The organism is Paenibacillus sp. PAMC21692, from assembly GCF_014303795.1.
Taxonomy (GTDB): Bacteria; Bacillota; Bacilli; order Paenibacillales; family Paenibacillaceae; genus Pristimantibacillus; species Pristimantibacillus agaridevorans.
Genome location: NZ_CP060293.1, coordinates 5,774,359 through 5,787,479, shown reverse-complemented (window position 1 = coordinate 5,787,479; position 13,121 = coordinate 5,774,359). Strand labels below are relative to the sequence as shown.

The 13,121-nt window shown below is 52.9% G+C and carries 12 protein-coding genes; 10 read left to right on the top strand and 2 right to left on the bottom strand.

Annotation, left to right across the window (positions count from 1 at the left end; translation table 11 throughout):
- Positions 1-8: 8 nt before the first annotated feature.
- The 7 genes from H7F31_RS23750 to H7F31_RS23720 all read left to right on the top strand — a co-directional run bounded on the left by H7F31_RS23750 (position 9) and on the right by H7F31_RS23720 (position 8,744).
- Positions 9-1,871, top strand: coding sequence for a hypothetical protein (locus tag H7F31_RS23750; RefSeq protein WP_187100788.1), 1,863 nt, complete (start codon positions 9-11; stop codon positions 1,869-1,871).
- A 127-nt stretch (positions 1,872-1,998) separates the two neighbouring features.
- Positions 1,999-3,072 (top strand): uroporphyrinogen decarboxylase, encoded by a 1,074-nt coding sequence (gene hemE / locus H7F31_RS23745; RefSeq protein ID WP_187100787.1) that lies wholly within the window; start codon positions 1,999-2,001, stop codon positions 3,070-3,072.
- Positions 3,062-4,000, top strand: a complete 939-nt coding sequence (gene hemH / locus H7F31_RS23740; protein ID WP_187100786.1) for a ferrochelatase — start codon at positions 3,062-3,064, stop codon at positions 3,998-4,000. The genes hemE and hemH overlap by 11 nt, the downstream gene beginning before the upstream one ends.
- A 19-nt stretch (positions 4,001-4,019) precedes the next feature.
- Positions 4,020-5,438 (top strand): protoporphyrinogen oxidase, encoded by a 1,419-nt coding sequence (gene hemG, locus H7F31_RS23735; RefSeq protein WP_187100785.1) that lies wholly within the window; start codon positions 4,020-4,022, stop codon positions 5,436-5,438.
- Positions 5,439-5,559: 121 nt separating this feature from the next.
- Positions 5,560-6,897: a CapA family protein gene (locus H7F31_RS23730; protein WP_187100784.1), complete on the top strand. Its 1,338-nt coding sequence runs from the start codon at positions 5,560-5,562 to the stop codon at positions 6,895-6,897.
- 180 nt (positions 6,898-7,077) lie between these two features.
- Positions 7,078-7,815 carry a glycerophosphodiester phosphodiesterase gene (locus H7F31_RS23725; protein ID WP_187100783.1) on the top strand — a complete coding sequence of 246 codons (738 nt, stop codon included), beginning with the start codon at positions 7,078-7,080 and terminating at the stop codon, positions 7,813-7,815.
- 65 nt (positions 7,816-7,880) lie between these two features.
- Positions 7,881-8,744, top strand: coding sequence for a DUF92 domain-containing protein (locus tag H7F31_RS23720; RefSeq protein ID WP_187100782.1), 864 nt, complete (start codon positions 7,881-7,883; stop codon positions 8,742-8,744).
- Positions 8,745-9,133: 389 nt separating this feature from the next.
- On the opposite strand, the gene pepF is transcribed toward H7F31_RS23720, so the two are convergent.
- Positions 9,134-10,936: an oligoendopeptidase F gene (gene pepF / locus H7F31_RS23715; RefSeq protein WP_187105499.1), complete on the bottom strand. Its 1,803-nt coding sequence runs from the start codon at positions 10,934-10,936 to the stop codon at positions 9,134-9,136.
- 346 nt (positions 10,937-11,282) lie between these two features.
- Between pepF and H7F31_RS23710 the strand changes: the two genes are divergently transcribed.
- Positions 11,283-11,453, top strand: a complete 171-nt coding sequence (locus H7F31_RS23710; protein ID WP_187100781.1) for a hypothetical protein — start codon at positions 11,283-11,285, stop codon at positions 11,451-11,453.
- 79 nt (positions 11,454-11,532) lie between these two features.
- On the opposite strand, the gene H7F31_RS23705 is transcribed toward H7F31_RS23710, so the two are convergent.
- Positions 11,533-11,766, bottom strand: a complete 234-nt coding sequence (locus tag H7F31_RS23705; protein ID WP_087567218.1) for a hypothetical protein — start codon at positions 11,764-11,766, stop codon at positions 11,533-11,535.
- A gap of 186 nt (positions 11,767-11,952) precedes the next feature.
- On the opposite strand from H7F31_RS23705, the gene H7F31_RS23700 reads away from it, so the two are divergent.
- Positions 11,953-12,672 carry a class I SAM-dependent methyltransferase gene (locus tag H7F31_RS23700; RefSeq protein WP_187100780.1) on the top strand — a complete coding sequence of 240 codons (720 nt, stop codon included), beginning with the start codon at positions 11,953-11,955 and terminating at the stop codon, positions 12,670-12,672.
- A gap of 91 nt (positions 12,673-12,763) precedes the next feature.
- A complete protein-coding gene (locus tag H7F31_RS23695) occupies positions 12,764-12,961 on the top strand; it encodes a cold shock domain-containing protein (protein WP_087567216.1) in 198 nt (65 codons plus the stop codon).
- The last annotated feature ends 160 nt before the right edge of the window (positions 12,962-13,121 follow it).

The following is a 13,121-nucleotide window of genomic DNA, read 5'->3' as shown; positions in this document are numbered from 1 at the left end:
AGATAGAAATGCTGATCACGCTTCAGATTTTAATGGGAGCCCTTCTGGTATCCTCCTTTCTGGGATACATGCTGTTTGTTCGAAAAACACTTTCACTGCGATGGGAGTTTATCCCTGTATTCGTGTTTTCATCGATAGCATGTATTGTTTTTATTGGCGGGTTGGCAGGCCAGCTCTTTACGGTCAGCCTTGCCGTTATGATTCTAGGTGTGCTTGCGTTTGCTTTGAGCGTGTTTGTCTGGTCGCGACGAGCAAATTCAATTCGGTTTTCCTTGTCCATATTCCAGTTATCCTTTTTGGCAGGGAGCTTTGTTTTTTTGCTGGTGCTCTTCCAGAACCGATTGACGCATTACGATAATTTCTCCCACTGGGCGATAGTCTTGAAGGTGATGTTAAGCACGGATGCCTTTCCGACGCCGGCATCGGATCTCATTGATTTCAAAAACTATCCGCTAGGCATCTCGTCTTTTCTCTATTATGTGTGCCGTTTTGCGGGACATGTCCAATCGGTGATGTTATTAGCGCAAGGACTGCTTGTTTTTTCCTGTTTCTATGCCATGTTTGGCATTATTTCCGAGAAGAGACGTTTTCTCCTGTATGCTTTTTTAGGGTTAGGCCTTTCCGTGCTGTCCTTTTTCAATATTACGATTCGCATCACCAATCTGTTGGTGGATTTCTTGCTCCCGGTTTATACGCTAGCCATCTTCGCGATTGTTTACCAGTATCGAAATAACCTGAAACGGGCATGTGTGGTCGTGCTACCGCTTGCAGGACTACTTACGGTCACGAAAAGCACCGGCATTATTTTTGCGGCAGTCGGGTTGATCTTCCTAATCTACACATGGCTGACTCATTGGAATAAACCTGCCTGGAAAAACGCGATTGCCGTAGTCGGACTGATCTGCGGCTCCTTGCTTCCGTATTTCGGATGGAATTGGCGTATGGCGACCGTTTTCGAGGGAGTAAAAAATAAATTCGACGTTGCTTCCTCTGGTCTACAGAATACGGAAACGGGAAAAACACCGGAGCAAATGCAGGACATTATTTCACTATTCCTAAGATCCAGCACCGATCTGATGACAAGACCGGCGATTGGGAGTGTAGCCTTTGAACTCATAGCTATCGTTGCCTCGGTGATTGCTGCTGTAGTGTTGAAAAAACGATGGAACTTGTGGAAAGCGCTGATTGCCCTTAATATCGTATTGTTGTTGTATTATGCCGGGATTCTGGGGTTGTACCTCTACTCCATGCCGCTCGATGAGGCGATTTGGCTGGCCGGATTTGAACGTTATGCCTCGAGTATTGTAGTGCTCTTCGTCGGCGGCCTGGTGTTGTGCGCTACAGTGGATATGGAGCGTTCCTTTCATTATAAAATTGGCGAATTGCCCGACTATCGTGCATTTAAAAGCGTCAAAACAAAAGGATATTACCAAAAAGGAATTATGGCCTGTACGGCTATAGCCGTCATCTTGCTGTTGTCCGAATACAATGGCATCCTCTCCATTGCAAAAAGCTACGAATCTACGCTTCCGCACAAAATAAAAACGGTGACCGGCGACAGGTGGTATGAAAGCGGCCAGGAGGATAGCAGTAAATATCTGATGTACGCTTCGGACACGGATCAACAGATAACGAATTATTACATGCAATATGTCGGGAAGTATTTTTTATATGCCCCGAATGTAGACGGGATCTGTTGTTTCTATGAAGATAACATGGACAATCTTCTTAGCGGTTACGATTATCTCGTTGTCGTAGAGAGCGATTCCGTAGGGAAACGGTTGTTTGCCAAACATTATGGAGTCGATATGAAAGCGGGAATCTACCGAATCAATCGTTCCGGGGAACAAGTGGAACTTACGCCGCTTTGAGGACATGCAGCGGCGGGGCCGATTGTCATACTATTGTCATAGGAAGAGATGTTACGGCGGTTGTTAGGGTTTGGGAAAAAGGGCATAATGGAAAGCAGATGAAATTACATAGAAATGGGGAACGGGAATGTCTTATAACGACCGTTTCATACGGGCGAGCCGGAAAGAACAAGTTGACCGAGTGCCAGTATGGTACATGAGGCAGGCGGGACGATACGATCCGGATTATCGCAAAATTAAAGAAAAATATTCGCTTCTCGAAATATGCAAACAGCCGGAATTGGCGGCGGAAGTGACGATGATGCCGATCCGCAAGCTGGGCGTGGATGCGGCCATTCTGTATTCCGATATTATGAATCCCGTGGCGTCGATCGGCATCGATTTCGACATCGTGGCCAACGTCGGTCCGGTCATCCATAATCCCATTCGCTCGGCTGCGGATGTGGCAAGGCTTACGCCTATCGACGTCGAAGGCGATCTCGGGCATGTGCTGGAGACGATTCGGATTCTGGACAAGGAGCTTGAAGTTCCGCTTATCACGTTTGCGGGAGCTCCGTTTACGATTGCTAGCTACTTAATCGAAGGAAGACCTTCGAAGAATTATCTGCGAACCAAAGAGCTGATGTACAGCGAACCCGCGGTATGGCACGAGCTGATGCAGAAGCTTGGAGACATGGTCATCGCCTATTTGCGGGCGCATATCGCGAACGGCGGCAAGGCGTTCCAGCTGTTCGACAGCTGGGTTGGAGCTCTGTCACCTGCAGATTTCCGCAAGTTTGTTCTGCCTACAATCGAGCGGATCTTCGCGGAACTGTCGGATCTTCCGCAGCCGAAAATTTATTTCCCAGGCGTCAGCTCGGGCGAGTTGCTGCCGGAGCTTCACAGCGTGCAGGCAGACGTCATTGGACTGGATTGGCGCGTATCCATCCAGGAAGGAAGACGCAGGCTGGCGGGCCGCACAGCGGTGCAAGGCAACCTCGACCCGACTATTTTGACTGCCCCTATGTCTGTCATCGAATCGTATGCGGCGGAAATTATCGATCAAGGCATCTCGGAGCCTGGTTTTATTTTTAACCTGGGACATGGTCTGTTCCCTGAGGCCTCTCTGGAGAAGCTGGCCGAATTGACGGCATTTATCCATACGTATTCCGAGAGGGCGATCGCTGAGAGAAACAAGGAGGGGTCAGGCAATGTCGGATAACGGCAACAAGATCGGCGTGCTCGTGATGTCTTACGGAACGCCGGAATCGATGGACGATGTGGAAGCTTACTATACCCATATTAGACGCGGACATGCGCCAACGCCCGAGCAGCTCGCGGAGCTGACAGATCGTTACGAAGCGATCGTAGGCGGCGTATTCCCGCTCCGAGAAAATACGAACAGCCAGGTAGCGGGGCTGCAGGACAAGCTCGAGACGGTGGTTCCAGGGCAATATGTCTGCTACCAAGGGCTTAAGCATGCGCGTCCGTACATCGAGGATGGCGTGGAAGCGATGGCCAAGGACGGCATCAAGCAGGCAGTAGCCATCGTGCTTGCTCCGCACTATTCGACGATGAGTATTGGCAGCTATATGAAGCGGGCGCAAGCCAAGGCGGACGAGCTTGGCATAGAGCTGGCAACGGTTGAAAGCTATCACCTGCATCCCAAGCTGATCTCCGCGTTTACCGATCGCGTAAAAAACGGATTGGAGAAACTATCCGTATCCAGCGGCGGCGAGGCGGCGGTGCGCGTATTGTTTAGCGCCCATAGTTTGCCGGAGAAAATTCGCGAGCTTGGCGATCCATACGAGAAGCAGCTGATGGAAACATCGGCGGCGGTAGCGGAAGCGGCAGGGGTGAAGGATTGGCAATTCACGTGGCAAAGCGCGGGCCGGACGAGAGAGCCGTGGCTGGGTCCGGATATTTTGGAGACGATGGCGACCCTTGGCGAAGAAGGTGTAAAGGCGATACTGGTGGCGCCGGTCGGATTCGTATCGGATCATCTGGAGGTGCTGTACGATCTGGACATCGAAGCCAAAGCGGAAGCGGCCAAGCTTGGCATGACGCTGGAGCGTATCGCCATGCTGAACAAGGATCCACTCTACATGGAGACGCTCGCGGAGTCGGTTGTCGCGGCGTTAAAGGTATAATTGAAAGGATGTAATAGAGATGCGGAGTACAGATACGATTGATCGAATTGTCATTATTGGCGGGGGGATCAGCGGACTGAGCTCCGCTTTTTATTTGCAGCGGGAAGCGGAGCGGCAAGGCAGGGAGATCGCCATTACGGTAGTGGAAGGAGCCCCGGCCTTCGGCGGGAAAATCAATACGCTGCAACGGGACGGCTTCGTCATCGAAAAGGGACCGGATTCTTTCCTGGCCCGCAAGCAAGCCATCATCGATCTGGCGAAGGAGCTTGGGCTGGAGGGCGAGCTGACGGCGACGAACCCGGCGGCCAAAAAAACGTATATTATGTTCCGCAAGAAGCTGTTCCCCATGCCTCCGGGATTAGTGCTGGGCGTACCTACGGAAATTATGCCGTTCGCGAAGACGGGACTGCTGTCATGGGGAGGCAAGCTGCGCGCGCTGATGGATCTGGTGCTGCCCGCGAGGCCGGCGAATGGCGATGAATCGCTCGGCGGTTTCATGGAGCGCCGCGTCGGCACGGAGGTTATGCGCCGGATCGCGGAGCCGCTGTTGGCGGGCATCTATGCGGGCGACCTCAAGAAGCTGAGTCTGAAGGCCACGTTTCCGCAGTTCGCGGAATCGGAACGGAAGCACGGCAGCCTTATTCGCGGCATGCAGAGCAATCGCAAAGCGACGGCGGCAGCAACGACGGCGACAGCAAAGGGAGGTACGTTTCTGACGTTTAAGCGCGGACTGAGCACACTGGTAGAAGCGTTGGTAAATGCACTGAGAAGAGGCGGCGTGGAGCTGCGATCAGGCGTTTTGACGGATCGTATCGAGAAGCGGGATGGCCGCTATGATGTCGTGTTGGCCAGCGGCGAGACGCTGGCTGCCGACCGGATCGTGGTGACGACCCCGGCCTACGCGGCTGCGGATCTGCTGGAGAACCACTCGGAGGTCGGCGAGCTGCGCGGCGTACGTTACGTATCCGTCGCAAATGTCGTCATGGCGTTCGACAAGGCGACGTTCGGAATTGATTTCGACGGATCGGGGTTTGTAGTGCCTCGTTCGGAGGGGCTGCACATTACGGCCTGCACTTGGACGTCGAGCAAGTGGCTGCACACGAGTCCGCAGGATAAAGTGCTGCTGCGCTGTTATGTGGGGCACTCGGAGGATCAGGAGAGCGTCAAGCTTCCGGATGACGAGTTGATCGCCGCCGTAAGAAGGGATATCCGGGAGACGATGGGGATAGCGGCGGAGCCGCTGTTCACTGAGATTACGAGATTAAATCAATCCATGCCGCAATACCCGGTAGGGCATGTTGAGCGTATGAACGCTCTTCGTCAGCGCCTGAGCGGGAAGGCGCCCGGCATCTGGGTGACAGGCGCTGCATTCGACGGCGTCGGTTTGCCGGATTGCATCCGCCAAGGCAAGGAAGCGGCTAAGCATATACTTGGCTAAAGCTGCTTGTCCCTGCCATAATGATAGAATTCTGTTTCGCATACGAGAGAATAGATTGTATAATGAAGGAAAACGGATATGATGGCGCATCTATTCTTATTCGTTGCGAAGGAGAAAACCTATGCCATTGTCTAGATCCGAATCTCGCAGGAAAATGAAAGATACAAGAAGGAAACGGCAACGTAGATCTCTTATTGCGACATTGATCGTTGGCGGCGGATTAATTGGCGGCATGGGAGGCTGGATGCTCTTCGGCGGCGGCAACGAGTTTCTTGGAGACAAGGGATTGTTGCCCGGCTGGATTGCCGATACAAACAAGGACGGGGCCGAGGGTGTTGTCGATGGCGCCGGAAATGAAGGAGCACCGAATTCGGATAATTCCGGGGCGAAAGGCGAAGAGGGGAAAAACGTTGATCAGCCTGATGCCACGGCTCCGCTGCAGGCCGAGACGGATGCGCCAGCCGCAACCGCGCTGCCTGCTTCCGGTGAAGGCGACGGGAACGCAGTGTCGGATGGCGAAGCCGTAACGATGTCCTTTGTCGGGGATATGCTGCCGGGAGAATATTTATACCCGCTCATGAAACAGCATGGCTTTGATTATCCGTACCGCAACGCGTTGCTTTACTTAAGCGAGCCGGATATTACGGCAGGCAACCTGGAGCTTCCGATCACGCTGGGAGGAACGCCGATCGAGGGTACGCCTTACGTGTACAAAGGGCATCCCGAGGTGCTGCCCTCCATCAAGGACGCAGGCTTCGACGTATTAAGCCTTGCGAACAACCACGCGATGGATCAAGGCGCGGAAGGCATGCTGGATACGATCCGTTATTTGAAAGAAGCCGATTTGGGTTTTATGGGTACGGGCAGTAACGACAAGGAAGCTTTCGAACCGCATTATGTGGAGGCCAAAGGTCTTCGAGTCGCATTCGTCGGATTAAGCCGCGTTATCCCATACACGGAGCTCAAGGCAGACCGCCATACGCCCGGCATAGCGGAGACTTATGATACGACACGTGCCGTCGCGGCTATTAAGAACGCGGAGGAGAACGCGGATCTTGTCGTTGTTATGGCGCATTGGGGCGATGACAACGTGGACAAGCCGGTAGATTACCAAAAGAGCAACGCCAGAACGTATATCGATGCGGGAGCCGATCTTGTCATCGGAGCCCATCCGCATGTGTTGCAGGGATTTGAGATGTATAAAGGCAAATGGATTGCATACAGTTTAGGGAACTTTATTTTCTCTGCGTATCCGAAAGGAACGGGAGCAGAGACGGGCATTCTGGACGCCTCCTGCAACAAGAAAGGCGAATGCGAGCTGAAATTCAACCCCATGATCGTTATCCAAGGCCAGCCGACTCCTCTGGAGGGCGATGCCGCATCAACGTTGCTTGACCGGCTGACCTCCATCTCCTTTGGCGCGAGGCTGGAGCAGGATGGACGGCTTGTAGCGCAGTAAGTATTGTTAAAAATATACTAGAAGGTGCAATAGAGATAGAGGTCGGCATGCTGCTGGAAGTAGAGAGCTGTATGTCCGCGGGGATGCATCGGGAGAAGACAGAGCGAGCAGGAAGTCCGTCGTGACGCAACACGAATAGACACAAAGAGCGGCTAAGCCGCTGGGAGAGGAAGATGTTACATGCGCAATCCGTGCGTCGCGCATCGGGGCTGGTCGGGCCGCGCGCCGGAGAACACCATGTCCGCTATACGGATGGCGCTGGAAGCGCCGGATGTCGAATGGATGGAGATTGACGTGCAATTATCCAAGGACTCTGTTCCTGTTGTTATTCATGATTATACGCTTCGCCGCACGACCAATGGCCGCGGAGACGTTCGAAGCTGGACGGCAGCCGAGCTCGCATCGCTGGATGCGGGCAGGTGGTTCGGCTCCGCCTTTAAAGGCGAGAGTATTCCGATGTTGGAGGAAGTCCTTCGCGAAACAAAGGGACGCTGCAAGCTGAATATCGAGTTGAAAACGGACGGCATTCGCTACCCGCATATCGAGGAGGCCGTTCTGGATTGTATCGCCAAGCATGGCGCCTCCGAAGAGGTTGTATTGACCTCCTTCCACGCAGGGACGCTGCACCGCGTAAGGAAATTATCGAGAACGATCAGAACGGGCCTTATTCTGGATGCTTGGCGGAATACGCTTATTTATGAGCTGGGCGAGCTCGGTTGCGATTTCCTTTCGATTGGTTATTCGAGGTTAAACAAGGATCGGCTGGCCCAGCTTAAAGAAGCCGGCATCCAGACGATGGCTTGGACGGCTAACGACAAAAGGAGCATTCGCAAGCTGTCTTCTCTGGATCCAAAGCTGCTCATTTGCACCAATTTCCCCGACCGCTGGCGAGAAGTTATGGGTGTGGGAGTCAACTGATCAAATAAGCGGCTTGCCGGATGCAGCAGAAAGATGAGGCAATGCATGTCCTGGAGGTATGAGCAATGGTTGGATGGATCGACGAATGGTGGATGAGGCTGCTTGCCGGCTTGCTCGGCAGCGGCTTTTGCGCGTTTGCCGCGTACAAGGCCCGTTCCTTGTCGGTGTCGGGCGCATGGTCGGCCGTTACAATGGGAACGGGTTTTATCGTGCTCGGCGAGCCGGTATGGTTCGGTTGTTTGGCAGCGTTTTTTGTATCGTCGAGCCTATGGTCGAAGTGGAAGCGCAAGGCTCGCGCCAAAGCGAATGCGGAGGCGAAATACGCGAAGGGCGGCCGCCGCGACGCCGGACAAGTGTGGGCAAATGGAGGCGCAGGCCTCGCGTTATGCGCCGCCCATGCGATATGGCCCCATGAGGGCTGGCTATTCGCGTTCATCGGCGTCATGGCGTCCGTGAACGCGGATACCTGGGCCACCGAGATCGGGGCCCTGAGCCGGACCGCGCCGCGATCGGTTACGAGCGGCAAGCGGGTCGAGCCCGGCACGAGCGGCGGAGTCACGCCGCTCGGCAGCGCAGCCGCGCTTGCCGGCGCCGCGTTTATCGGCGCCGTGGCAGCGTGGCTGCTGGGCCCGGCGCTCGCGGGCGATGGCGCGAGCGAGGGCCTGGCTGCGGCAGCGCCGGCGGCGGCGTGGATCGCCGTCGCGGCCGCAGCCGGCCTGGCCGGGGCGTTCGCCGACTCCTTGCTCGGCGCAACCGGCCAGGCCATGTATCGCTGCCGGGTATGCGGCAGCGAGACGGAGCGCGCCGCGCATTGCGGCACCGCGGCGCGGCATGAGCGCGGCTTCGCCGCGCTGACGAACGACAGGGTAAATCTCCTGTCGTCGCTGCTTGCGGGGCTGATTGCGTACGGCATCAGCCTGCTGCTTTAAGAGCTGACGCTGCTTTTGTTGGCGAAGCAGCGGCTTTCCGTTTGTACACCAGTAAAGCAAAGGTTATCAGCTTGATCCTTCCTTAACCCGGTTAGCGGCAATTGACTTGAACCAATTCGCAAGGAATTGGCGTTCGTCACTTGCTGAAAGTCCGAGTAGGAGGACTCTATCCCCAACGACAAAGGACCTCCCCTCCCGAAGATTATGTCCGGGAGAGGAGGTCCTTTCGTAACAATGTAAGCAAGTAAGCTAGTGTAAGCTTTCGGTATTCAGCGCTTATTCGCCTCGAAATGAACTTGCAGCGCAGCCAAGCGACGGCAACAGTCGTCTCATCTTTGCAGATTGTTGTGGTTCATCTCTCAATTTTGACGCGCATCCATCTTGTTTCTTTATTTCGCCGCTTTCGCCGTAAGTTCTTCCATCTGCCCGATCAATTCCTCGAAGACGCTCATCGCTTGTTCGATCGGCTCCGGCGTACTCATGTCGACGCCGGCTTTCTTCAGGATGTTGATGGAAAAGTCGCTGCCGCCGCTCTTAAGGAAACCGAGGTATCGGTCAACAGCAGGTTGGCCCTCTGACAAAATTTGCTTTGAGAAGCTCGTTGCCGCGGAGAAGCCCGTCGCATATTTGTATACATAGAAGCTGTTGTAGAAGTGGGGAATGCGCGCCCACTCCATCTCGATATCCTTGTCGACGACCATGCCGGGTCCGTAGTAGAGGACGTTAAGGTCGTAATAGATTTTGCTAAGCTCCTGCGGCGTCAGCGATTCGCCTGCTTCGGCGCGCTCGTGTACGATCTTCTCGAATTCCGCGAACATCGTCTGGCGGAACACCGTCGTCCGGAATTGATCCGCATAATAAGTGAGCAGATACATCTTTTCTTTTTGATCCGTGGACTTGTTCAACAAATAATCCATCAACAGCGCCTCGTTCAACGTCGAAGCCACCTCAGCCAGGAATATCGTATATTGCGCGTCGCGATAATTCTGGGTCGTATCGGAGTAATACGAATGCAGAGCATGGCCCATCTCGTGCGTTAAAGTAAACATGCTGTTTAAGTTGTCCTTATGGTTGAGCAGCACGTAAGGATGGGTGCCGTAAGCGCCCCAGCTGTAAGCGCCGCTACGTTTGCCCTCGTTTTCATATACATCGATCCAGCTATTATCGAAGCCGTCTTGAAGAACATTGAGGTAATCCTCGCCCAGCGGCTTGAGGCTTTCCTTGATCGTTTTTTTGGCGTCTTCGTAGCTGATTTCCATATCGAACTCATCGACTAGAGGCGCGAACAGATCGTACATATGCAGCTCATCCAGTCCCAGCAGCTTCTTGCGAAGCTCCATGTAACGGTGCATTAGCGGCAGATGCTTGTGAATCGTGTCGACGAGATTCGTGTACACTTCCTTCGGTATATTGTCGCCGTAGAGCGACATACCCAGCACGGAATCGTATTTGCGAGCCTTCGCGTAAAAAATATTTTTTGATACGTTAGCGTTCAAAGTGGAAGCCAATGTGTTTTTAAGTTTGCCGTATGTATCGTACATCGCGAGAAAGGCTTCGCGTCTGACGTCGCGATTTTTGCTTTCCAGGAACTGAATGTAGCGGCCATGGGACAGCTCGACTTCTTCGCCTTGCTCGTTTTTAACTTTGGGGAACTTCAGGTCCGCGTTGTTGAGCATGCTGAAGATCGTCCCTGGGGCGGAGCTCACATTGCCGACCTGCGCCAGCAGCGATTCTTCGTTCTTGGAGAGAACATGGGCCTTTTCGCGGCGCATTTCTTCCAACGTATGGCGGTATTTCGCCAGCGAATCGTTGTTGATCATTGCGTCCAGGTCGGCATCGGACAGACTGAGTACCTCGGGAGTCACGAAGGATAAAGCTTCCCCCGTTTCGACGCTGAGCTTTTTGGACTTGTCGGACAAGGCTTGGTAGCCTGGTTCCGCCGTATCTTCGTGATGGCGCATATTGGAGTAAACGTACAGGCGCTCGACATGCAAGGAGAGCTCGTCTTCCAGCTCAAAGCAGGCCTTTAGTTGCGCAGGATCAGCGAGTTTGCCTTGGAAATCTGCAGCCTTGGCCATGAGCGCCTTGGCTTCCTTGTATTCTTTGTCCCATGCGCTTTGGGACGGGAAGATGTCCTCCAGCTTCCAACAGAATTTCTCCTCGGTTTCAGAACGCTTTGGCAGTTGACTCATCGTATTCCTCCTCGACTTTGATGGGATGGATTGCTTAACGGCGGTGGCGCCGGATTTGCTCTGGTTCTGCTTCGTTCGGCTTTGCGCCTCCAGAACTGAACTGCCATGTACTATCATAGGCATGATCGTCTGGGTAAGTGATACTGCGAGCAGCAGCTTCAGCCATTTCATTACTTCCACCTCCGGGCACAGTTTGTCGATATTATGCCCAGCCGGCTATGAAATATGTCTTTATGTACCCATTCGGAACAAAGAATACACGATTAGGAAAAAAGAAAAAGCGATAAGCAGAATCGAGAGGATGGCAAGTCCTCTGCGCATGCCCTGGGGGAGCGAATCGCGTTTAATGATGACAATGGCGCCCAAGCAGAACGCCGCGATTACGAATATTACCGTGGATGTCATATCCATGCAGCAATTGAAACCTCCTATCGTTACCTATGCAATCGCCAAAGCCATTATGTTCGTGATTGCCGTTTGCGCCTCGTCGCACGATCCGGAAAAATCCGAAGCCTGATTGTCCAGACGAGGAATGCGTCAACGGCCATGGAAAATCGGCTTTGTGAATCGTTTGAAGCGTTTCTCAGTAAAGGTGGTTACACTTCGCGAAATGCGTCCATAATGGCCTGCAATTCATCTTCGCGGCCCACATAATTTTCTGCCCGGAACCGGTTTCTGGCCCAATGCAGCATCTCTTGCCGGCTAACGAACTCGTGCGATTCCTCTCCCCATTGATCGGAGATTTCGCGAAGAACCAACGTTTTTCCTTTAACTTCTACTGTCAGCATGTTATATTTGTCGGTTTTGTAAATTTGATGTTTCTTGAACATGATGATGTCTCCTTCCGTTAGCTATTTATGGTATAGTAATCATCATAGCTATTCCTGAAGCCTTAATCAATACACATTGGAGAGGGAATAGCATATGTGCGTGCGGAATGTAAAGTTTCGCTACGCATTGGCGATTAAGCCTAGCCGAGTTGAGAAGAGATGAGATGAGAAGAGGAGAGGATTGTTATGAAGGAATCGGGTATTTATGAGCAGCTTGGAGTAGCTATGACCTGCAGAAGCTTCGATGAATATGCAGCCATGTTCCAGCTAACGGAGAAAGAATTGTCGGCTGGTCCCATTTTGGATGTTGCCGCAGGCGGTTCGTCGTTCGCGGCGGGCGCGACAGAGGCTGGTTACGAGGCGTTTGCGATTGATCCGAGATATCAAGGAGATTCTTCTTCGTGGATTCAGGAAGCTGCCAGGGAGATTGTTACTTCAACGGAGAAGCTGGCTTGCATTCAGGATCGGTTCGACTGGAGTTATTACGGTTCGCTGGACCAACACAGGGATGGCCGCGAGGCATCTTTATTTCAGTTTCAAACTGATTTAAAGAGCAGCTCTGCTCAGGAAACCAAAAGATACTTAAACGGTCGATTGCCGTCCTTGCCGCTGCCCGATAACCGGTACGGTCTTGTATTGTGCAGCCATTTTCTTTTTTTGTACGCCGAGCAATTCGCATATGACTTTCATTTAGCATCGATACGCGAGCTGCTTCGGGTATGCAAGCCTGGAGGTCAGGTTCGCATCTACCCTTTACTTTCACTGCGTTGGGAGCCGTACGATCGACTTGAGGAGCTTATCGAGGCTATACAGAGCGAAGGGAAGGCGGAAGCAGCGATTCAAACGACAGGTTTGCCGTTTATTCCGGGCTCAACTCAATATTTGAACCTCCTAAAAAAGGGATAAGTTCTCTAAAATTGCATTTTTATTTTCTTATCGCTATAATGAGTTCACTCGCCGTCAGAAGGCGGCGGTACAATTTTAGGAGGTCATGAAGTTGAAAGGTACAGTAAAGTGGTTTAACGCAGAAAAAGGTTACGGATTTATTCAAGTGGAGGACGGGGAGGACGTGTTCGTCCATTTCTCGGCGATCCAAAGCGAAGGATTCAAATCATTGGATGAAGGCCAAGCGGTCGAATTCGACATTACCGAAGGCAACCGCGGCGCACAAGCGGCCAACGTTCACAAACTATAGCATTTGGCATTCGAGAATCCAGCATCAGTTTTGCACGTGGAGGGCTCCCGTTAAGGGGCCCTTTTTGAAATTTGGTGCCATTCATACCTGACCTCCATTCCCAGGGATGAAACCCACTGTTCCGCCCAAGGATGATGACAGCTGTTTCAGCTTGCTTTTA

Excerpts from the sequence above, each read along its gene's own strand:
- H7F31_RS23750 (WP_187100788.1), top strand. The coding sequence starts at position 9 with ATGCTGATCACGCTTCAGATTTTAATGGGAGCCCTTCTGGTATCCTCC.
- hemE (WP_187100787.1), top strand. The coding sequence starts at position 1,999 with ATGTCTTATAACGACCGTTTCATACGGGCGAGCCGGAAAGAACAAGTT.
- hemH (WP_187100786.1), top strand. The coding sequence starts at position 3,062 with ATGTCGGATAACGGCAACAAGATCGGCGTGCTCGTGATGTCTTACGGA.
- hemG (WP_187100785.1), top strand. The coding sequence starts at position 4,020 with ATGCGGAGTACAGATACGATTGATCGAATTGTCATTATTGGCGGGGGG.
- H7F31_RS23730 (WP_187100784.1), top strand. The coding sequence starts at position 5,560 with ATGCCATTGTCTAGATCCGAATCTCGCAGGAAAATGAAAGATACAAGA.
- H7F31_RS23725 (WP_187100783.1), top strand. The coding sequence starts at position 7,078 with ATGCGCAATCCGTGCGTCGCGCATCGGGGCTGGTCGGGCCGCGCGCCG.
- H7F31_RS23720 (WP_187100782.1), top strand. The coding sequence starts at position 7,881 with ATGGTTGGATGGATCGACGAATGGTGGATGAGGCTGCTTGCCGGCTTG.
- pepF (WP_187105499.1), bottom strand. The coding sequence starts at position 10,936 with ATGAGTCAACTGCCAAAGCGTTCTGAAACCGAGGAGAAATTCTGTTGG.
- H7F31_RS23710 (WP_187100781.1), top strand. The coding sequence starts at position 11,283 with ATGATGACAATGGCGCCCAAGCAGAACGCCGCGATTACGAATATTACC.
- H7F31_RS23705 (WP_087567218.1), bottom strand. The coding sequence starts at position 11,766 with ATGTTCAAGAAACATCAAATTTACAAAACCGACAAATATAACATGCTG.
- H7F31_RS23700 (WP_187100780.1), top strand. The coding sequence starts at position 11,953 with ATGAAGGAATCGGGTATTTATGAGCAGCTTGGAGTAGCTATGACCTGC.